This window comes from Mesorhizobium sp. M1396, assembly GCF_040317725.1.
GTDB lineage: Bacteria > Pseudomonadota > Alphaproteobacteria > Rhizobiales > Rhizobiaceae > Mesorhizobium.
Genome location: NZ_JAMYLA010000005.1, coordinates 135,104 through 154,638 on the forward strand (window position 1 = coordinate 135,104; position 19,535 = coordinate 154,638).

General features: G+C 61.7%; 19 protein-coding genes and 1 tRNA gene. 15 read left to right on the forward strand and 5 right to left on the reverse strand.

The annotated features are described in order from the left end of the window. Positions 1–125 precede the first annotated feature (125 nt). Entirely contained in the window at positions 126–1,289 is a 1,164-nt protein-coding gene (locus tag NKH02_RS04930) for a porin (protein ID WP_352871945.1), read from the reverse strand. Positions 1,290–1,741: 452 nt separating this feature from the next. Between NKH02_RS04930 and NKH02_RS04935 the strand changes: the two genes are divergently transcribed. The 3 genes from NKH02_RS04935 (at position 1,742) to NKH02_RS04945 (ending at position 4,427) form a co-directional block, all read left to right on the forward strand. Beyond that, positions 1,742–1,832 (forward strand) — tRNA-Ser (locus NKH02_RS04935). 148 nt (positions 1,833–1,980) lie between these two features. Continuing rightward, positions 1,981–3,096: a porin gene (locus NKH02_RS04940; protein ID WP_352871943.1), complete on the forward strand. Its 1,116-nt coding sequence runs from the start codon at positions 1,981–1,983 to the stop codon at positions 3,094–3,096. Positions 3,097–3,338: 242 nt separating this feature from the next. After that, positions 3,339–4,427 carry a tyrosine-type recombinase/integrase gene (locus NKH02_RS04945; protein WP_352871941.1) on the forward strand — a complete coding sequence of 363 codons (1,089 nt, stop codon included), beginning with the start codon at positions 3,339–3,341 and terminating at the stop codon, positions 4,425–4,427. A 58-nt stretch (positions 4,428–4,485) separates the two neighbouring features. Here the strand turns inward: NKH02_RS04945 and NKH02_RS04950 are convergent, their stop codons facing one another. Further along, a complete protein-coding gene (locus NKH02_RS04950; RefSeq protein ID WP_352876790.1) occupies positions 4,486–5,385 on the reverse strand; it encodes an alpha/beta fold hydrolase in 900 nt (299 codons plus the stop codon). Positions 5,386–5,674: 289 nt separating this feature from the next. Further along, entirely contained in the window at positions 5,675–7,726 is a 2,052-nt protein-coding gene (locus NKH02_RS04955) for a lytic transglycosylase domain-containing protein (protein WP_352876792.1), read from the reverse strand. A gap of 291 nt (positions 7,727–8,017) precedes the next feature. Between NKH02_RS04955 and dapA the strand changes: the two genes are divergently transcribed. From dapA to NKH02_RS04970, 3 genes are read left to right on the forward strand one after another with little or no spacing between them, the layout of a single operon-like run. Beyond that, a complete protein-coding gene (dapA, locus tag NKH02_RS04960; protein ID WP_352876793.1) occupies positions 8,018–8,899 on the forward strand; it encodes a 4-hydroxy-tetrahydrodipicolinate synthase in 882 nt (293 codons plus the stop codon). Positions 8,900–8,924: 25 nt separating this feature from the next. After that, positions 8,925–9,404 carry an SsrA-binding protein SmpB gene (gene smpB / locus NKH02_RS04965; protein WP_013532594.1) on the forward strand — a complete coding sequence of 160 codons (480 nt, stop codon included), beginning with the start codon at positions 8,925–8,927 and terminating at the stop codon, positions 9,402–9,404. A gap of 33 nt (positions 9,405–9,437) precedes the next feature. After that, on the forward strand, positions 9,438–10,148 hold the full coding sequence (locus NKH02_RS04970; protein WP_352876795.1) for a glycoside hydrolase family 25 protein: 711 nt from the start codon (positions 9,438–9,440) through the stop codon (positions 10,146–10,148). Positions 10,149–10,189: 41 nt separating this feature from the next. On the opposite strand, the gene NKH02_RS04975 is transcribed toward NKH02_RS04970, so the two are convergent. Together NKH02_RS04975 and NKH02_RS04980 are read right to left on the reverse strand one after the other, a co-directional pair. Next, entirely contained in the window at positions 10,190–10,846 is a 657-nt protein-coding gene (locus NKH02_RS04975) for a uracil-DNA glycosylase (protein WP_352876798.1), read from the reverse strand. An 11-nt stretch (positions 10,847–10,857) separates the two neighbouring features. Beyond that, on the reverse strand, positions 10,858–11,439 hold the full coding sequence (locus tag NKH02_RS04980; RefSeq protein ID WP_352872701.1) for a LabA-like NYN domain-containing protein: 582 nt from the start codon (positions 11,437–11,439) through the stop codon (positions 10,858–10,860). A gap of 328 nt (positions 11,440–11,767) precedes the next feature. Between NKH02_RS04980 and rpoZ the strand changes: the two genes are divergently transcribed. The 9 genes from rpoZ (at position 11,768) to era (ending at position 19,512) form a co-directional block, all read left to right on the forward strand. Beyond that, positions 11,768–12,169 carry a DNA-directed RNA polymerase subunit omega gene (gene rpoZ / locus NKH02_RS04985; RefSeq protein ID WP_095086596.1) on the forward strand — a complete coding sequence of 134 codons (402 nt, stop codon included), beginning with the start codon at positions 11,768–11,770 and terminating at the stop codon, positions 12,167–12,169. Between the two features lie 214 nt (positions 12,170–12,383). Next, a complete protein-coding gene (locus NKH02_RS04990) occupies positions 12,384–14,612 on the forward strand; it encodes a RelA/SpoT family protein (protein WP_352872700.1) in 2,229 nt (742 codons plus the stop codon). Between the two features lie 103 nt (positions 14,613–14,715). Next, the gene (gene pyrE, locus NKH02_RS04995; RefSeq protein WP_352876800.1) at positions 14,716–15,294 is read left to right on the forward strand and encodes an orotate phosphoribosyltransferase; all 579 of its coding nucleotides are present in this window, start codon (positions 14,716–14,718) and stop codon (positions 15,292–15,294) included. Between the two features lie 65 nt (positions 15,295–15,359). Then, positions 15,360–15,740, forward strand: a complete 381-nt coding sequence (locus NKH02_RS05000) for a VOC family protein (RefSeq protein WP_352876802.1) — start codon at positions 15,360–15,362, stop codon at positions 15,738–15,740. 257 nt (positions 15,741–15,997) lie between these two features. After that, the gene (locus NKH02_RS05005) at positions 15,998–16,597 is read left to right on the forward strand and encodes a DUF2062 domain-containing protein (protein WP_352872694.1); all 600 of its coding nucleotides are present in this window, start codon (positions 15,998–16,000) and stop codon (positions 16,595–16,597) included. Then, entirely contained in the window at positions 16,594–17,007 is a 414-nt protein-coding gene (gene acpS, locus NKH02_RS05010; protein WP_352872693.1) for a holo-ACP synthase, read from the forward strand. Before NKH02_RS05005 ends, acpS begins: the two co-directional genes overlap by 4 nt. A gap of 77 nt (positions 17,008–17,084) precedes the next feature. Continuing rightward, positions 17,085–17,834 carry a signal peptidase I gene (gene lepB, locus NKH02_RS05015; protein ID WP_352876804.1) on the forward strand — a complete coding sequence of 250 codons (750 nt, stop codon included), beginning with the start codon at positions 17,085–17,087 and terminating at the stop codon, positions 17,832–17,834. Then, complete coding sequence (gene rnc, locus NKH02_RS05020) at positions 17,834–18,589, forward strand: ribonuclease III (protein WP_352876805.1); 756 nt, start codon at positions 17,834–17,836, stop codon at positions 18,587–18,589. The genes lepB and rnc overlap by 1 nt, the downstream gene beginning before the upstream one ends. Further along, positions 18,586–19,512, forward strand: a complete 927-nt coding sequence (gene era / locus NKH02_RS05025) for a GTPase Era (protein WP_126068544.1) — start codon at positions 18,586–18,588, stop codon at positions 19,510–19,512. Before rnc ends, era begins: the two co-directional genes overlap by 4 nt. Positions 19,513–19,535: the final 23 nt, after the last annotated feature.

The window sequence follows — 19,535 nt, forward strand, 5'->3', positions numbered from 1 at the left end:
CTTGAAAAGGGGGCTTCTTGCTAGCGCGCCGGGTGGGTGGGCGCAAGTTGCCGCGAGGCCTGTCTTCGATGCAAAAAACCCGGCGGTTGCCCGCCGGGTTTTCAATTTCGCCGAAGCGAAATTTATTAGAACGAGCGCTGGAAGCGGAGGAGGCCGCCGACACTGCTCTTCTTGTCAGCATTAGTCCAGTTGGAGAAGTCGGCGTCGTCGAACTTGCCTGCATTGAGGTAGTCGACTTCGGCCGTGATCGTCATGCCGGGAACGATGTCGTAGGCGATGTTCGCCGCGACGCCGAGGTTCTTCCAGTCGTCATACGAAATCTGGGCGTTGAACGAGGTCTTCTCGTTGAACTTGTAGGTGCCACCGCCCCACACTGCCCAGTTGCCGCCCCACTGCTTGTAGAAGCCGCGACCGCCAGCCGGAATGGCATAGGTGCCGTCGTCAAGGTTGTCGTCGGTGCCGTAACCGCCCATGACCCACAGCTGTATGGCGTCATTGACGTTCACGTCCAAGCGGACCTTGCCGGCGACTTCTTCGTAGTTGCTGTCATAGGCAATGACGCCGGTGATGGCGCCCCAGCCCTGCGTGTACTTCACGCCGCCGACGACATGCGGAACGTAGCTGTCGATGGTGCCAACGACACCCGAGCCTTCTTCGAGAGAGAGAACGGCCGAGAAGCCGTTGCCAGCGTCGAAATAGTACTGGATGACGTTGGTGTCGAAATCGCCGTAGGGAACCAGCGTATCCTGGATGACGTTGCCGGCGTAGCCGATGAACGTATCGAAGGCCGATTCGTCCTTACCGACGCGCAGGCCACCGAGCTGGATCCAGGCGAAGTTCAGCGAGGTGCCCTTGTTGCCGGCAGTATTGCCAATGGGAAAGCCGTCGGCGTCGAAGGCGCCGTAGCCGTTGCGGTTGCCGAAGTTCCAGCGGGTCTCGGTGTAGGTCTTCAAGGTGCCGAGCTCGGTTTCCTGGCCGGTCCAGGTCTTCAGCGTGAAGCGGGCATTCTTGTACCAGGTGTCGTTTTCGGAACCGTCTTCGTGATCGAAGCTGCGAGCGCCGTCGAACGAGCCGACGTCGCCGCCGCCAATGTCGTAGCGGACATAGCCGCCGATGCGCAGGCAGGTCTCGGTGCCGGGGATGTAGAAGTAGCCAGCGCCGTAGACGTCGCAGATCTTGACGTATTCAGCGGGTTCCGGCTCGGCGACGACGACGGCGTCGGCGGCGCGCGCACCGGAAACTGCGATCAGGGCCGCAGCGGAGCCGAGGAGAAGGCTCTTAATGTTCATTTTCTGACCTCCAGTCAAAAGTTAAAAAACGGGTCTGGGTATTCTTTGCTGAAGGACAGCGTTCCCTGCCCCATCCCCACTACCGAAAAAGATGCGCACCGCGCCGCTTCCTCGAAACCGACATTACCCATGAGGCGGCGGCGTTCAACCACGATCGTACCGGCGAAAGGGCTATTCGGCTGCTATGCCCGGCCTGTGTTGCAGAAACGTCACGATTTGGCCTCACTTAGAAAGCTCTCGTTAACTATCCGGACCGCCGCAACCCCTTGTTTACCGCCGAATCCGGCGATCGGCCGACGGAATCGTGACAAGACCACGAGTCATCCGCCAGGGAATCGCCACGGATCCGCCGCATCCGAGGAAAAGCCGATGTTCGGCGCGCTCGGACTTTTCCATATAGTGACGCGGGTTTGTTGATTGTGCCGATGCTTTTCTCTATCCAGCGGCGCAACGGAGAGGTGGCCGAGTGGTCGAAGGCGCTCCCCTGCTAAGGGAGTAGAGGTCAAAAGCTTCTCGTGGGTTCGAATCCCATCCTCTCCGCCACTTCTGCCTGCTTGAAGAAGGGCTTCCGAAAATTACTTCATTAAAACAGGCTGATAGCTGGATATCCCACTGTCATCGCCGCGCGATTCGGCGCCAAAATGCTCCCGAAACACCGCTGTTTTGTTCGATTCTGACTGGAGGTCAGAAAATGAACATTAAGAGCCTTCTCCTCGGCTCCGCTGCGGCCCTGATCGCAGTTTCCGGTGCGCGCGCCGCCGACGCCGTCGTCGTCGCCGAGCCGGAACCCGCTGAATACGTCAAGATCTGCGACGTCTACGGCGCTGGCTACTTCTACATCCCCGGCACCGAGACCTGCCTGCGCATCGGCGGCTATATCCGCTACACCATCGGCGTGGGTGATCGCGAAGGCGTGCAGAACGTTCCGGACCACATGGGTGATGGCGACAACGACACCTACTACAAGCAGGCCCGCTTCAACCTGAGGACCTGGACCGGCCAGGAAACCGAACTCGGCACCTTGAAGACCTACTCCGAGACCCGCTTCAATTTCGCCAACAGCAGCGGCGACTACGCTGATCAGGATGGCGTCTACCCGGTCGGCTACAACCCGGATGGCTGGCAGGCTGGCAACAAAGGCGTCTCGCTGAACTTCGCCTGGATCCAGCTTGGTGGCCTGCGCGTCGGTAAGGACGAATCGGCCTTCGACACGTTCATCGGCTATGCCGGCAACGTCATCGACGATACGCTGGTTCCTTACGGCTCGTTCGACACCAACGTCATCCAGTACTATTTCGACGCTGGCAACGGCTTCTCGGCCGTGGTCTCGCTCGAAGAGGGCGCTGGCGCCGACACGATCGACAGCTACGTTCCGCATGTCGTCGGCGGCGTGAAGTACACGCAGGGCTGGGGTGCGATCACGGGCGTTATCGCCTATGACAGCAACTACGAAGAAGTCGCGGGCAAGGTCCGCTTGGACGTCAATGCCTCCGACGCCCTGTCGCTGTTCATCATCGGCGGCTACGGCTCGGACAGCAATGCCGACTACAACTTCTTCAAGCTGTGGGATGGCAACTGGGCGATCTGGGGTGGCGGCACCTACAAGATCAACGAGAAGACCTCGTTCAACGTCCAGGCGCAGTATGACGAAGGCAAGACCTTTGGTCTGGCTGCCAACGTTGCCTACGACATCGTCCCCGGCCTCACGGTCACGGCCGAAGTTGACTACTTCAACAAGGCTGACAGCGACTGGCACGACAGCAGCGACGGCGTCGGCGGCATCCTCCGCTTCCAGCGCTCGTTCTAAGGGCTGGTTCCTTACAAGTGAAATCCAGCCCGGGCGCTTCTACGCCCGGGCTGTTTTTGTTTCGTGACTGGGCTTGGTCAGACAGAAGGAAAAGGGGGATTCGGTAGCTGAATAAAATCCGAGGAATGATTTCGTGGGATCCGCCGCCCGGCGGATGAAATCAGCCGCACGATTTTAAACTCTTGAAAGGACGCCTCCAAACGGATAGGGCTGAATCTATCCACTCGGGGGTGTGGCAAATAATGACAAACGAAGCGATTCAAGAGGGTGGGCCCTCTGATCATTTTACGATGTTTTCTTCTCAAAATTCGACGATACGATACAGTTACAATAAGATCAGAGAAGTAAAATCGTATAGGGTCGGAGAGCTGTTTTCAGCATATCGGGATATACTTTGGGATGATGGGCGGCATAAATATAATGTCAGCTCATTCATCGGCGAGATAGATGAGCTTCTCCTTGGGGAGCGGTTCAGCGCCTTTGACCAGAGTACCCTGGACAATCTCATCGGCACCTTGCGCCAGCGCGGCAACAGCAACGCAACCATCAATCGAAAGATGGCTGCTCTCAGCAAACTGCTGCGCAAGGCTCACAAGATGGGGGATATCCACAGCCTGCCCGAGTTCCGCCGCCAGAAAGAGCGGGCGGGACGGATTCGCTTCCTCGAGAGGGACGAAGAGGCCAGGCTGTTCGCCGCCATCAAGAGCCGCAGCGAGGACGCCTACAGGCTTTCGGTCTTCCTGGTCGATAGCGGATGCCGTCTCGGTGAGGCGCTCGGGCTGATCTGGAATGACATCCAGGAGCATCGCGTCAGTTTCTGGATCACCAAATCCGGCCGCAGCCGCACCATTCCGATGACCGAGCGGGTCAAGGAGGTCATCAAGCTGCCGCCCGCCGAAGGCCGCCGGCCCAAGGGACCGTTCACCAAGCTCAGCCAGGCACAGTTCCGTGCCATCTGGAACGACGCGAAGGCCGAAGTCGGCCTCGGCGCCGACGACCAGGTGGTGCCGCACATCCTGCGCCACACCTGCGCCTCGCGTCTTGTCCAAGGCGGCATCGATATCAGACGCGTGCAGATGTGGCTCGGCCACCAGACACTGTCGATGACCATGCGCTACGCGCATCTGGCCACCAACGATCTCGATGGCTGCGTCATCGTGCTGGAAACGCCTCGATCGTGCCAGCCGGCTGGCAACTGCGCGCAAGGCTCCATGTTTTCATCGCCCGTGACGACGCCTTCGTCGCCGAAGGCAGAGCGGAAACAAGTGAACGAGGCCACCGCGGCAAAGGAATCGCAGAAAGCGCCCAGGAAAAGTTCAAAAGCCAAGTAGGCTGGCGAGCCCGACCTATACTATGTGGCAATCCCAGGACCTCGTTTGGTCTTGGGATCTACTTCAGGCTGTTCCGCCGCTCGGCGCGTTCAAGAAAACCTGCGATGTCGTTGGGCAGGCTACCAGTCTCAAGGAATGGCGCGTGGCCCTGGCCCACGACCGTGAACGCTTCCATCATGGAATGGCGCTCTCTCATCTGTTGCAGGGTGTCTATGGACAGCAGTCTCGAATTGGCGCCGCGAATGGCGAGCAAGGGAATGGCTGCCAACGCCTCGAATTGCGGCCATAGAACAGGCGGCGGCTGCGCCAGGTCGAGACTGGCAACGGTGTCGACCAGCTTCGGGTCGAAATCCGGCACCAGGCCACCGTCCGTTTCACGGTAGAGAGCCCAGACCATCCGATCCCAATCCGGCCCCGCAAGGGCGGAGAAGTCCTTGCCGTGCACGCCGCGCTGGGCGGCAGCCGCCTGTGCGCGGGTTTTCGGTATCGGGTCGCGCTCGAGATAAGACTGGATATGGGCAAGCCCAGCCACCTCGATCACCGGTCCGATGTCGTTGAAAATAATGGCTTTCAGGACAGCCGGCCGCATCATCCCGAGCACATGGATGATCAGCCCGCCGCGCGACGTCCCGATGAAGGCTGCGTCTTCGATGTTCAGCGCCGCCAGCCCGGCAAGGACGTCGCCGGCCTCGACACCGACATTATAGTGGCTGATATCGGGGTCGTAGGCGGATTGCCCGCGCCCGCGATAGTCGAAGGCAATGACCTTTCGCGGATTTGCCGCATGCGTCGACAGATAGAGCGCCAGCTCATGAAAATCCCGGGCATTGCGGGTCAGGCCCGGCAGGCAGACGACCGGCCAGTGGCCGGGACTTGCTTCGCCGTAGACACGTGCGTGGAGCTGGAGCCCGTCCGTCGAGGTATAGAAAAAGTCGGAAAGGCCTTCCTTGCTCGACATCTGGATGTCTCTCCCGCTGGTGCGTCAGCGACTGCTACAGCCGAGTGCGGGAGTGGTCAAATCGGAAGGCTCGACGCTGAAGTTGCCGATCTCTCCCTTGCGGGGAGATGCCTGGCAAGGCAGAGGGGGTGCTGCCCCTCGGCCTGTCAAACCAATTCACTGGCGCCCATTGCCAGTAGAGGTGAGCCACTCGAAAGCCGGCGATCCTTCACACCCCCCTCTGTCCTGCCGGACATCTCCCCCGCAAGGAGGGAGATCGCCAGCTTTGGCGAAGCGCTTTATCGGGTCTTCAGCTCCGCCCGTTCACCAGATCGCCCACGATGTCGTATTTGCCCGAAATACGCATCTTGTAGACCTCGTAATTCTCCATCACGCGCTGGACGTAACTTCTTGTTTCCGTGTAGGGAATCCGCTCGATCCAGTCGACGACCGCATCGATGTCCTTGCCGCGTGGGTCACCGTATCTGGCCACCCACTGGCTGGCCCGGTTGGGGCCGGCATTGTAGCCGGCGAAGGTCAGTACGTAGGAGCCGTTGAAGCGATCGAGCTGCTCGCCGAGGAAGGCGGAACCGAGCGTCGCGTTATAGCCGGCGTCGGTGGTTAGTCGTGTCTGCGAAAACTGCAATCCGGCCTTCTTCGCCAATTGCTTCGCGGTGCCCGGCATCAGCTGCAGCAGCCCGCGCGCGCCTGCGCTGGACACGGCGCCGATGTTGAACTCGCTTTCCTGGCGGGCGATCGCATAGGCCAGCGCCTTGCCCGAGCCCGAAATGTCGGCCGAATCAGGAATGACGCCGAGCGGATGCGACAGCGCGCCGACATCGATGCCACGCGCGCCGGCGATCTTGCCGATTTTCAGCGCCATGAAGTGGTTGCCCTGCTTTTCCGCCAGGACAGCCAGCAGCGCCAGCTCGCCCGGACTGGTCAACTGTCCGGCAAGATCGCGATAAAGCGTCTCGGCATAGCGGTCGTAGCCCGCTTCTTGCAGCCGCTTGATGGCGCTGACGGCCTCACGGCCGGCAAAATTCTGCCGGTCGGCGGCACTTGGCGAGGGATAGACGATGTTCAGCGCCTGCCGGCCGACCCGCTCGGCGGCTAGCTGGCCGTAAAATGTCGTGCCGTAGGCAGCGGCGCGTCCAAAATAGTCCTTCGCGTTGCCCGGGCCGCCGACTTCCGCCGCGCGGCCGAGCCAGTAATAGGCACGCGACAGCGTCATCGGCCCTTGGGCAAGGTCGGCGATGCGCGCGAAATGCGTTGCCGCGGTTTTTGGGTCGTTCAGGCCGCGCAGCGCGTACCAGCCGGCATGGAATTCAGCATCCGCGGCATTGGTGGCACTTTCGGCGGCGTGTGTGGCGACGATCCGGTAGGCCGTCTTCATGTCGCCCTGGTCGACCAGTTCGCGCGACAGCACTCGGCGCTCGACCCACCAGGCATCCGGATCGACCAGAGCTTCGCGGTCGGTCGGTGCCTGCATCACAATGGCCGCGGCGCCGGTAAAATCCTCTTGCCTGCGCAGATATTCGGCTTGCGCGAAGAAATATCCAGCCGAACGTTGTGCCGCCGGCACCGCTTTCAGCAGTTTGGCGGTGTTCTTGTCGCCTTTGTCGGCCGCTGCCCAGGCGTCCGCAAGCTGCTGGGCACCGGCGAGGCCGGCAACACGCAGCGCGGAATTCGCGCGGTCGGCATAGAACATGCGCTCCATGCGAAAACGGTGGTCGGCGGTGGGGATCAGGCCGCCGAACTCCTTGATCAGCGCCGTCTCGTCCTTGGCCTCCAGGATCGCGGTGCGCCAGAATGGCGACAGCACCGAACGCGCAGCCTTGACGTTGCCCGACGCCACATAGGCGCGGGCAAGCACCGTCACGCCTTCGAATGTCTGCGGCTGGCTGCCGTCGAATGCCGCAACGACGATGTCGGGGGCGGGGTTCTCGCGATAGAGCGCGCGCTCGCTGTTCTTGCGCAGGGCGACGGTGCCCGGCCAATTCGGCAGCATCTTCGCAGCGGCGGCAATGTCGCCGCTCGGAACCTTGTCACCGCCATAAAGCGCGATCGCCCAGGCGAGGATGTGCTGGTCGAGCGAATGAGCGGGAAGCGCATCGCGCACCGCACGGGCGCGGGGACTATCGCCAGCCGCCAGCGCGTCCAGCCCGCTCTTCAACAGGGCGACGCCGGGTGAGGCATCTTCTTGCGCTTTGTCCCGTAGGCCCCGCATCGGAATGGCCGAGCCCGGCAACGGAATGGCCGAAGTGACCCGCACATCGACGCTGCCGCCGATTGCCATGCCCGGCATCAGCGCGAGCGTGGCGCCAAGCAGCGCGAAGAGGTGAGGCCGACTGCCCGGCATGATCTCTATGTCTTTCCTTGTCCTGGCATATTACCGTACGCCGAGAAGCTCGAAGCCTAAACTTAGGTCGTGAAGAGCCCGTAAACAAAGAGTTAGCGAGGCCGTTCGAATTGCGCTTGCTGGCACCATGGCAATGCTTGCCGCGCAACAATGTCGAGACTATGGTGCGCCGCTTCGCTTTCGGCTAGAAGGCGCGCACGACAAAACACCGATGCATGTCGCCCAAAAACTGGATACCGGTTTTGGGACGGTGGCCTGCATAAACAAAGAAGTCCCAAGGAGTTGGACGACATGCTGAGAGGCTCGCTTACCGCGCTCGTGACACCGTTCGAAAAGAGCGGGCGTTTCGACGAGAAAGCCTTTCGCGCGTTCGTCGAATGGCAACTCGCGGAGGGCACGACAGGACTGGTTCCCGTGGGCACGACCGGCGAGTCGCCGACGCTGTCGCATGACGAGCATCGCCAAGTGGTCAAGGTGTGCATCGAGGTTGCCAAGGGACGCGTTCCGGTCGTTGCCGGCGCCGGTTCCAACAACACCGAGGAAGCCGTTGGCCTGGTGCAATATGCCGAGAAGGCCGGCGCCGATGCCGCCCTGGTCGTCACGCCCTATTACAACAAGCCGACACAACGCGGCTTGTACGAGCACTTCGCGGCTGTCGCCAGGGCGACCAAGCTGCCGATCATCATCTACAACATCCCGCCGCGCTCGGTGATCGACATGATGCCCGAGACGATGGGCCGGCTCGCGCACGACTTCAAGAACATTGTCGGCGTCAAGGATGCGACCGGCAAGGTCGAACGGGTCTCCGAGCAGCGCGCGACATGTGGCAAGGATTTCATCCAGCTTTCGGGCGAGGATGCTTCGGCGCTTGGTTTCAATGCACATGGCGGCGTCGGCTGCATCTCGGTGACCTCGAATGTCGCGCCACGGCTGTGTGCAGAATTCCAGGAGGCGACCCTGTCCGGCGACAGCACCAAGGCGCTGGACTTGCAGGATCGTCTGCTGCCGCTGCACAAGGCGATCTTCATCGAGCCCGGCGTTTCCGGCGCCAAATATGCGCTGTCGCAGCTGGGCAAGGTCGAGAATGTGCTGCGCTCGCCGCTGGTCACGGTCGAACAGTCGACCGCCGAGAAGATCGACGCGGCCATGAAGCACGCCGGCTTGATTAATTAGCGATGAGGCGCCACCTCTCCACATCATGAATCAAGTCAGAAAAGCCGATCCCAACAACAAGACCGTTTCGGAAAACCGCAAGGCGCGGTTTTCCTACGAGGTGCTCGACACGGTCGAGGCCGGCTTGGTGCTGACCGGCACCGAGGTCAAGTCGCTGCGCCAGGGCCAGGCCAACATCCAGGACAGCTATGCCTCGGTCGAGGGCGGCGAGATCTGGCTGATCAATTCCTATCTGCCGGAATATCTGCAGGCCAACCGGTTCAACCACGAGCCGCGCCGGCGCCGCAAGCTGCTGCTCAACAAGCGCGAAATGGCGAAACTGTCGCAAAGCGTCGACCGCGAAGGCATGACGCTGGTGCCGCTAAAAATCTATTTCAACGATCAGGGCCGCGCCAAGCTGCTGCTCGCCGTCGGTCGCGGCAAGAAGCTGCACGATAAGCGCGAATCCGAGAAGCAGCGCGACTGGTCGCGTGAGAAGGGTCGGCTCTTAAAAGAGCGTGGATAGGTAAAACAGCGTAGGTAGGCTGGGGCCATTCGTTTGAAGAACCGAATTGTCCTCTTTGGTTTGGCCAGCCTGGTCTTGGTGTGTTTCGTCGCGGCAGGCGGCTATCTCTATTTCAGCACATTCTCGCCGGACCGCGATAAATATCCGGTCAGGGGCATCGACGTCTCCCATCATCAGGGCTGGATCGATTGGCGGCGTGTTGCCGCCGACGATGTCGCTTTCGCTGTCATCAAGGCAACCGAAGGCGGCGATCATGTCGACGATGCCTTCGCGAGGAATCTGGAAGAGGCCCGCGCGGCCGGTCTCGCCGTCGGCGCCTATCATTTCTTCACCTTCTGCCGGCCAGGTGCCGACCAGGCGAAGAATTTCATCTCGGTGGTGCCGCACGATCAGCCGCTGCTGCCGCCGGTTGTCGACATCGAGTTCGGCGGCAATTGTCCGCAGCGGCCAACGCCCGAGCAACTGAGCGCCGAACTGGCCGCGTTCCTCGCTCCAGTCGAGGCGGCGTTCGGCAAGCCCGCGATTGTCTATCTGACCGATGAGGCAGCGGAGGCCTATGCCGGGCGCATCGCTGCCCGTCCGCTCTGGCTTCGCTCATTGCTCCTGGAGCCGGACCGTGGCGACTGGGTCTACTGGCAGTACCACAACAGGGGCCGCGTCGACGGCATCAACGGCGATGTCGACCTGAATGTGCTGCAGGGCGGGCCGGCGGTGTTGAATGCGCTGTCTGCGCCGCCACGCTGACAGTCTGCCGGCACCCAACTCTGTTCCCGCAGAAACATCCTCTATTTCTGCAAAAACATCGCTATCTCGCTGAACACCCTGACGAACATCGCTTCGGTCAGCACCCCGGTATTGGTGTTGTAGCGTGAGCAGTGATAGCTCGAAAACAGCGTGATGTCCCCGGCCGGTAGCTGTCCGCCATGCTTGAACGGATAGGCGGCGACGCGCCCGCCGAGCGCCCGTACGGTCGACTGGTGCGCGATCGATCCCAGTGCCAGCACGGCGCGCAGGTTATGAAACCGGGCGATCGTCGGCACCAGGAACGTCCGGCACGTGGCGATCTCGGCGCCTACAGGTTTGTTTTCCGGCGGCACGCAGCGCACCGCGTTGGTGATCGCCGTGCCGACCAGCTCCAGCCCGTCATCTGGCCGCGCCTTGAACTCACCGCGCGCAAAACCGTGCGAAATCAACGTCGAGTAGAGCAGGTCGCCGGCAAAGTCGCCGGTGAAGGGACGCCCTGTGCGGTTGGCGCCGCGCAGGCCGGGCGCCAACCCGACGATCAGCAATTGAACCGCGGCGTCACCTTCGGGGGGCAGGAAAGTCGGCACCGGCGCATTGAACCATGATGGTTCGCGCTGCCGCCACTCGGCGATGAAATCATGCAGCCGCGGGCAGAGCGGGCAATCGCGGCCGGGTTCGGAGGCGGAAAGGGCGGTCAAGACGACCGGCCTCAGTAGTCGTCCTCATCGACTTCGGCCGGCTCGGGCCGGCGCACCGGCCGCTCGGACGGATCGCGGCCGACCTCGTTCTTCAGCGTTGTCAGGTCGATGAAATGGTCGGCCTGACGGCGCAGATCGTCGGAGATCATCGGCGGCTGGGAGGCCATGGTCGAGACGATCGACACCTTGCGGCCACGCCGCTGCAGCGCCTCGACCAGCGTGCGGAAGTCGCCGTCGCCGGAAAAGATGACGTAGTGGTCGACGACATCGGCAAGTTCCAGCGCATCGACCGTGAGCTCGATGTCCATATTGCCCTTGATCTTGCGGCGGCCGGTCGAGTCGGTGAATTCCTTGGCTGGCTTGGTGACCACCTTGTAGCCGTTATAGTCGAGCCAGTCGATCAGCGGACGGATCGAGGAGTATTCCTGATCCTCGACCAGCGCCGTGTAATAATAGGCGCGCAGCAGATAGCCACGCTTCTGGAAGCTCGCCAGAAGCTTGCGGTAGTCGATGTCGAAGCCGAGCGCGCGCGACGTCGCATAGAGATTGGCGCCGTCGATGAATAGGGCGATTTTTTCACGAGGGTCGAACATGGAAAATTATTCCTTCTCGAAATAAACGGCCGTCTAAACGAAATGCGATAGCGACGTTCGGTCAGGCTCATAATAAACCGGCTGACCTCTACGCTATCCGAGATAGCGCCAGTTTCGCGGCAATCCAAGGGCGTGTTGCGGCGTTGCAAGCAATTGTGATCGGGACGCCGAACGCATAAGTACAGACAGGTTTTGCCAAATCGGGTGTTCGAACCAAGGATTGAGCGCCCTGCAGCCCCGCCATTGCTATGATGCTTGTATTTTGGCGACGTTCGGGTTATGGACCGCGCCTGTTTTCCATCAAATCCATCGCATGAAAGGGGCATCCATGGCCCGCGTAACCGTTGAAGATTGCATCGACAAGGTCGACAACCGCTTCGAGCTGGTGCTCTTGGCCGGCCACCGCGCCCGGCAGATCAGCCAGGGCGCGCCGATCACCGTGCCGCGTGACAACGACAAGAATCCGGTCGTGGCGCTGCGCGAGATCGCCGATGAAACGTTGTCGCCCGACGACCTCAAGGAAGATCTGATCCATTCGCTGCAGAAGCATGTCGAGGTCGACGAGCCCGAGGCCGATGGCGAGGCGATCGCCGATCAGACCGGCGCCGCCGTTGCGGCCACCGACGCCGATGACGCCGAGGAGAACATCACCTTCGACCGGATGACCGAGGAAGACCTCCTGGCCGGCATCGAGGGTCTGGTGCCGCCGGAAAAGAGCGACGACTACTAAGCGATCTCGGGTCCGGAGGTCGCTGGAACAATCTTCAGCACTTCCGTATCGGCAGTTTCGTGGCTATCTAGTACCAACTGTCGCAAATACCAGATGCAGGTTTGGGCCGCGCTTGGCATAATGCATTAATCTGGTATTTGCGACAGTTGGTACCGGACATGCGCCGTACAGCCGTGCGGCGCATGATTCATTTCAGCACCGCGAGATTCCGCCCATGATGCGTCAGTATGAGCTTGTCGAGCGCGTCCAGCGCTACAAGCCTGACGTCAACGAGGCGTTGCTCAACAAGGCCTATGTCTATGCCATGCAGAAGCATGGCCACCAGAAACGCGCTTCCGGCGATCCCTATTTCTCGCATCCGCTCGAAGTCGCAGCCATCCTCACCGAAATGCACATGGACGAAGCGACGATCGCGGTCGCCCTGCTGCACGACACGATCGAGGACACCACGGCGACGCGGGCCGAAATTGACGAGCTGTTCGGGCCCGAAATGGGCAAGCTGGTCGAGGGACTGACCAAGCTCAAGAAGCTCGACCTCGTGTCGAAGAAGGCCGAGCAGGCGGAAAACCTGCGCAAACTTCTGCTGGCGATTTCGGAAGACGTCCGCGTGCTTTTGGTCAAGCTCGCCGACCGCCTGCACAACATGCGAACCCTCGACCATATGCCGGAGGCCAAGCGCCTGCGCATCGCCGAGGAGACGATGGACATCTATGCGCCGCTGGCCGGGCGCATGGGCATGCAAGGCATGCGCGAAGAGCTCGAGGAGATCGCATTCCGCTTCATCAATCCGGAGGCCTATCGCGCCGTCACCGCCCGGCTCGCCGAAATCTTCGAGCGCAACAAGGATGTGCTGTCCGAGATCGAGAAGGCGCTGTCGGCGCTGTTCGAGAAGCATGCGATCAATGCCAGCGTGAAAAGCCGCCAGAAGAAGCCGTGGTCGGTATTCCGGAAGATGGAGGCCAAGGCGCTGTCCTTCGAGCAGCTGTCCGACATTTTCGGCTTCCGCGTCGTCGTCGACACCATCGAGGACTGCTACCGCGCGCTTGGCGCCATCCACACCACATGGTCGATGGTGCCGGGCCGCTTCAAGGATTACATTTCGACGCCGAAGCAGAATGACTACCGATCGATCCACACCACCATCGTCGGGCCGTCGCGTCAGCGCGTCGAGCTGCAGATCCGCACCCGAGAGATGAACAAGATCGCCGAATACGGCGTCGCCGCCCATTCGATCTACAAGGATACCGGCGGCAAGACGAACGGTGCCGCCCATGCGATCTCCAAAGAGACCAACGCCTACGCCTGGCTGCGGCGCACCATCGAGCAGCTTGCCGAGGGTGACAATCCCGAGGACTTCCTCGAAAACACCAAGCTGGAGCTGTTCCAGGACCAGGTGTTCTGCTTCACACCCAAAGGCATGCTGATTGCGCTGCCGCGCGGCGCGACGCCGATCGACTTTGCCTATGCCGTGCACACCGATGTCGGCGACACCTGCGTCGGTGCCAAGGTCAACGGCCGCATCATGCCGCTGATGACGGAACTGAAGAACGGCGACGAGGTCGAGATCATCCGCTCCAAGGCACAGGTGCCGCCGGCGGCGTGGGAATCGGTCGTCGTCACCGGCAAGGCGCGCTCGGCGATCCGCCGTGCCACCAAGAACGCCATCCGCAAGCAATATTCGGGTCTCGGCATCCGCATCCTGGAACGCGCCTTCGAGCGCGCCGGCAAGACTTTCACCAAGGAGAGCCTCAAGCAGGTGCTGCACCGGCTGGCGCGCAAGGACATCGAGGATGTGCTGGCCTCGGTCGGGCGTGGCGAGCTTGCCTCCGCCGACGTCATGAAGGCGGTATTCCCCGACTACAAGGATGAGCGCGTCACCACGGCCGCACCCAAGCCGCGCGAGGAGGGCTGGTCGAAGATCCGCAATGCCGCCGGCATGCTGTTCCAGATTCCGGGCCGCGCCGCGCGCAAGGACAAGGACCAGCCACGTGATGGCGCCGTGCCGATCCGCGGCGTGCGCGGCGACCTGCCGGTGCGTTTCGCGCCGGAAGGCGCGGTGCCTGGCGATCGAATCGTCGGCATCGTCCAGCCGGGCACCGGCATCACCATCTATCCGATCCAGTCGCCGGCGCTGCAGGCCTTCGACGACCAGCCCGAGCGCTGGATCGACGTGCGCTGGGACATTGACGAGCGCACCAAGGAGCGCTTTCCGGCGCGCGTCTCGGTCACCGCCATCAACGCGCCGGGTTCGCTGGCCGATATCGCCCAGGTGGTTGCGTCGAACGACGCCAACATCCACACGCTGTCGATGGTGCGCACCGCGCCCGACTTCACCGAAATGCTGATCGATCTCGAAGTCTGGGATCTGAAGCACCTCAACCGGCTGCTGTCGCAGCTCAAGGACAATTCGAGCGTCAGCGATGCACGGCGTGTGAACGGGTGAATAGTGAATAGTGAATAGTGAATAGTGAATAGTGAATAGTGAAAGAAGGTGCTCACTGCCACCATTCACCATTCACCATTCACCATTCACCACGGAGCAAACAATGAACACTGATGAAGTGCTGGGGATTTTCCGCGAGGCCGGTGCTGTTCTGGAAGGGCATTTCATTTTGACCTCGGGCCTGCGCAGTCCGGTCTTCCTACAGAAGGCGCGCGTGTTCATGCATGCCGACAAGACCGAGCTTCTGTGCAAGGCGCTGGCAGAGAAGATTCGCGCTGGCGTGCCCGGCAAGATCGACTACGTCGTCGGCCCGGCGATCGGCGGGCTGATCCCGGCTTACGAGACGTCGCGCCACCTCGGCGTGCCGGCGATCTGGGTCGAGCGGGAAGGGGGCGAGTTCCGCCTGCGCCGCTTCGAGATCGCCAGAGGTTCGCGTGTCGTCATCGTTGAGGACATCGTCACCACGGGCCTGTCGATCCGCGAGACCATCGAGTGCCTGCGCGAGCTTGGCGCCGAAGTGGTTGCCGCGGCCTGCATCATCGACCGTTCGGCCGGCAAGACTGATGTCGGCGTGCCGCTGATCGCGCTCGCCGAATATGAGGTTCCGGCCTATCCGGCCGATCGCCTGCCGCCGGAGCTGGCCGCCATCCCGCCGATCAAGCCCGGCAGCCGCAACATCTGACCATCCATGTCGCCCAGAAGTGTGCAGCGGTTTTGGAGTAACGACATGCATGAAAGCAATTGGATATGATCGCCGGCATCGATCATTTCGTGCTGACGGTGGCTTCGCTTGAAGTGACCTGTGATTTTTATCAGCGCGTGCTGGGCTTTGAACGCATCGATACGCCGGGCCGGCCGACGGCGTTGGCTTTTGGCACCCAGAAGATCAATGTGCATGAGGTCGGCCGCACCTTCGAGCCGAAGGCCAAGGCGCCGACGCCGGGCTCGGGGGACTTCTGCCTGATCGCCGACCGGCCGCTGGGCGAAGTCAGCACCCGCCTTGCGGCCAATGGTGTGGTGGTGGAACTCGGTCCGGTCGAACGTGTCGGGGCCCGAGGACCGATGATGTCGGTCTATTTCCGCGACCCGGACGGCAACCTAGTCGAAGTCAGCGAATACCTGCCGTAGCCGCCGGCGACGCTGCGCCTTTCGGAGATCCGACCGCCGGTTCCTTAAATTCGCCGCGATTGTCCAATGTTCGAAGCAAGTACTGCCATCGCGAAGGCGGCAACAAGCGCGCACCGCACGGACGGTGTTTGGTTGTTCTCCCGCCAGCGCGTCGCTATATCAAGGTTGCGATTGCCATAGGGTGATCGTCAAGCGCAATATGTGGCTGTCACGTCCGGCTGAAAGTGCCGGCACGGAAGCTGTGGAACGGGAACAGAGTGCTTTTTCGACGCCGCAAGCCTGATGGCCTTTTCGAGCGGGTGCGCACCTACCTTTGGCCGCGCCGCTCGTTTTCGCGCTCGCTTCAGTATTTTTCCAAACGCATCCTGCGGCTGAAGGCCACACCGCACGCGGTGGCGGCCGGCGTCGCTGCCGGCGTCTTCGCTTCGTTCTTTCCCGTCGGCTTCCATTTCATCATCGCCGCCGTCCTGTGCTGGGTGATTGCCGGCAATCTGGTCGCGGCGGCACTCGGCGCGGTGTTCTTCGGCAATCCGTTGACATTTCCTCTGCTGTGGGGCGCCTCCTGGCAAACAGGCAAGCTCATCCTGCATGACCGCCTGCCGCGGCACGGGCCGCCGGCGCATTTGGGCGAGATGCTGCACAACCTGTCCTTCGCGCAATTGTGGAAACCTATCCTTGAGCCGATGCTGATCGGCGCGGTTCCGCTCGGGCTAGTGTTCGGACTGCTGTTCTATGGCATCACGCGTTGGGGCATGAACGCTTTCCGCGAGCAGCGGCGCAAGCGCCTGGCCGAGCGCGCAAGCCGGCATCAGCAATCGTCTCATCCTAGCGCGAGCATCGGTTCCGCCGCACGATGATCATCGGCATCGGCAGCGACCTGATCGATATCAGACGCATCGAGAAGTCGCTGGAACGTCACGGCCAGCGCTTCATCCAGAGAATCTACACCGAGGTCGAACAGGCCCGCTCCGAGAACCGCCGGGCGCGTGCGGCGTCCTACGCCAAGCGCTTCGCCGCCAAGGAGGCCTGCGCCAAGGCGCTGGGCACCGGTCTGGCGCAGGGGGTCTTCTGGCGCGACATGGGTGTCGTCAACCTGCCCAGCGGCGCACCGACCATGGCGCTGACCGGAGGGGCACAGGCGCGGCTGGCCAAAATCCTGCCAAAGGGCCACCGGGCGGCAATCCACCTCACCATCACGGATGATTTCCCGCTCGCACAAGCCTTTGTGATCATCGAGGCGTTGCCCGTCGAAGAAGCGCCACATTGATTGCATCTGACGACCGGCATGACGTTGCCCAGCGCGCGCCGAGACTCTATACCATCCAACGCACAATCGAGGACGACATGAGCGTGGCTGAAAAAACTGTGAAGAAATCCGGCGGGCTTGGCGAGACCGTCAGCGTCATCGTGCAGGCGCTTTTGCTCGCCCTGGTCATCCGCACGCTGTTGTTCCAACCTTTTTCGATCCCGTCGGGATCGATGCGGCCGACGCTTCTGGAAGGTGATTATCTGTTCGTCACCAAATGGTCCTACGGCTATTCGCGCTATTCGCTGCCTTTCGGCCCCGACATCTTTTCGGGCCGCATCTGGGGCTCCGAGCCCAAGCGCGGCGATGTGGTGGTGTTCAAGTTCCCGCCGGATCCGTCCGTCGACTACATCAAGCGCGTCATCGGCCTGCCCGGCGACAAGATCCAGGTCAAGGACGGCCAGTTGTTCATCAACGGCGCGGGCGTGCCGCGCGTGAAAACCGGCCAGATCGACAATCCCGACATCACCGAGGAATCGCGCCCAATCGACGTCTATCGCGAGACCTTGCCCAACGGCGTCAGCTACGACACGCTCGACTTGAATTCGAACTCGATCGGCGACAATACGCGCGAATTCGACGTGCCGCCCGGCCACTATTTCATGATGGGTGACAACAGGGACAATTCCGCCGACAGCCGTTTCACCGTCGGCTACGTTCCCGCGGAAAATCTGGTTGGCCGCGCCAATCTTGTTTTCTTCTCGATCGCCGGCAAGGCGAGCCCGCTCGAAATCTGGAAATGGCCGTCGCTGATGCGTGCTTCGCGCCTGTTCCACTTCGTCAATTGATGGCTTTGAAGCGCCCGACAGGCGAAACACTGGCCGGTTTGGTGAAGGCCAAGACCGGCCACGTCTTCAAGGATATCCGCTTGCTTGAGACCGCCTTGACGCATTCCAGTGCGGTCAAGGCGGCTAGCAACAATCAGCGTCTGGAATTCCTTGGCGATCGCGTGCTTGGGCTTGTCGTCGCCGATATGCTTTTCGAAAAGTTCCCTGACGCCCCTGAGGGTGAAATCGCGCCGCGCTTCAACGCGCTGGTCGATGCGAAGACATGCTCCGAGATCGGCGTCGAAATGCAGCTCGAGGACCTGGTCCGGGCCGACGCTGCCTTGAAGATGCGGTCGCGCGGCTCGGGCGGAAACTATCTGGCGGATGCGGTCGAAGCTCTGATCGCCGCGGTTTACGTCGACGGCGGCATCGAGGCCGCGCGGCGGTTTGTCCTGCGTTATTGGGAACCGCGCTCGCGGACGGTGGTGACAAAGCCGCTCAACCCGAAATCCGATTTGCAGGAATGGATTGCCAAGACCAGCGATGCACGTCCCGAATATGTGATCGAAAGGCGCGAAGGCCCGGACCATCAACCCATCTTCACGGTGTCCTTGCAGGTCCGCGGCTTTGCGCCGATTAGCGGCACCGGCGGCTCGCGCAGGGCCGCCGAAGAAGCGGCGGCTTCGGCGTTTCTTTTGCGCGAAGGCGTCTGGGCCACCGCATCGGCTCAGAAAACGGAGGGTGCGGGGCACTCTAGAGAAGGGAGCGCGGCATGACCGCTACCGAAGAGCCGGCAACGGAAGCTGCCCCCACGCATTCCGGCTTCGTCGCCCTGATCGGCGCGCCCAATGCGGGCAAGTCGACGCTGGTCAACCAGCTGGTCGGCGCCAAGGTGTCGATCGTCACGCACAAGGTGCAGACGACCCGCGCCATCGTGCGTGGCATCGCCACGCATGACAATGCGCAGATCGTTTTCGTCGACACCCCCGGCATCTTCAAGCCGAAGCGGCGGCTCGATACGGCGATGGTGACCACCGCCTGGGGTGGCGCCAAGGACGCCGATATCGTGCTGCTTTTGATCGACGCCGAGCGCGGTATACGGGGCGACGCGGACGCCATCCTCGAACGGCTGAAGGATGTGCGCCAGCCGATGGTGCTGATCCTCAACAAGGTCGACCGCGTCAAGCACGAGGCGCTGCTGGCCTTGTCGGCGGCGGCGAACGAAAGGGTGCCGTTCAAGCGCACCTTCATGGTTTCGGCGCTGACCGGTTCCGGTTGCAAGGACGTGCTCGATTATCTGGCCGAGGCTCTGCCGGCCGGCCCCTGGTATTATCCGGAAGACCAGATCTCGGATCTGCCGATGCGCCAGCTCGCCGCCGAGATCACCCGCGAAAAACTTTATCTCAGGCTGCATCAGGAACTGCCCTATTCCTCGCATATCGAAACCGAGAAATGGGAAGAGAAGCCGGACGGCTCGGTGCGCATCGACCAGACTATCTATGTCGAGCGCGACAGCCAGAAGAAGATCGTGCTCGGCCACAAGGGCGAGACCATCCGCGCCATTGGCCAAGCGGCGCGCATGGAGATAGCCGGTATCCTCGAACAGAAGGTGCACCTGTTCCTGTTCGTCAAGGTGCGCGAGAACTGGGGCGACGACCCCGAACGCTACCGCGAGATGGGGCTCGAGTTTCCGCGCTAAAGCAAGATCCCGACCCGGAACAG

Bases quoted from the DNA above. Each gene is read 5' to 3' on its own strand.
- NKH02_RS04930 (WP_352871945.1), bottom strand. From the start codon at position 1,289: ATGAACATTAAGAGCCTTCTCCTCGGCTCCGCTGCGGCCCTGATCGCA.
- NKH02_RS04940 (WP_352871943.1), top strand. From the start codon at position 1,981: ATGAACATTAAGAGCCTTCTCCTCGGCTCCGCTGCGGCCCTGATCGCA.
- NKH02_RS04945 (WP_352871941.1), top strand. From the start codon at position 3,339: ATGACAAACGAAGCGATTCAAGAGGGTGGGCCCTCTGATCATTTTACG.
- NKH02_RS04950 (WP_352876790.1), bottom strand. From the start codon at position 5,385: ATGTCGAGCAAGGAAGGCCTTTCCGACTTTTTCTATACCTCGACGGAC.
- NKH02_RS04955 (WP_352876792.1), bottom strand. From the start codon at position 7,726: ATGCCGGGCAGTCGGCCTCACCTCTTCGCGCTGCTTGGCGCCACGCTC.
- dapA (WP_352876793.1), top strand. From the start codon at position 8,018: ATGCTGAGAGGCTCGCTTACCGCGCTCGTGACACCGTTCGAAAAGAGC.
- smpB (WP_013532594.1), top strand. From the start codon at position 8,925: ATGAATCAAGTCAGAAAAGCCGATCCCAACAACAAGACCGTTTCGGAA.
- NKH02_RS04980 (WP_352872701.1), bottom strand. From the start codon at position 11,439: ATGTTCGACCCTCGTGAAAAAATCGCCCTATTCATCGACGGCGCCAAT.
- rpoZ (WP_095086596.1), top strand. From the start codon at position 11,768: ATGGCCCGCGTAACCGTTGAAGATTGCATCGACAAGGTCGACAACCGC.
- NKH02_RS04990 (WP_352872700.1), top strand. From the start codon at position 12,384: ATGATGCGTCAGTATGAGCTTGTCGAGCGCGTCCAGCGCTACAAGCCT.
- pyrE (WP_352876800.1), top strand. From the start codon at position 14,716: ATGAACACTGATGAAGTGCTGGGGATTTTCCGCGAGGCCGGTGCTGTT.
- NKH02_RS05000 (WP_352876802.1), top strand. From the start codon at position 15,360: ATGATCGCCGGCATCGATCATTTCGTGCTGACGGTGGCTTCGCTTGAA.
- acpS (WP_352872693.1), top strand. From the start codon at position 16,594: ATGATCATCGGCATCGGCAGCGACCTGATCGATATCAGACGCATCGAG.
- lepB (WP_352876804.1), top strand. From the start codon at position 17,085: ATGAGCGTGGCTGAAAAAACTGTGAAGAAATCCGGCGGGCTTGGCGAG.
- rnc (WP_352876805.1), top strand. From the start codon at position 17,834: ATGGCTTTGAAGCGCCCGACAGGCGAAACACTGGCCGGTTTGGTGAAG.
- era (WP_126068544.1), top strand. From the start codon at position 18,586: ATGACCGCTACCGAAGAGCCGGCAACGGAAGCTGCCCCCACGCATTCC.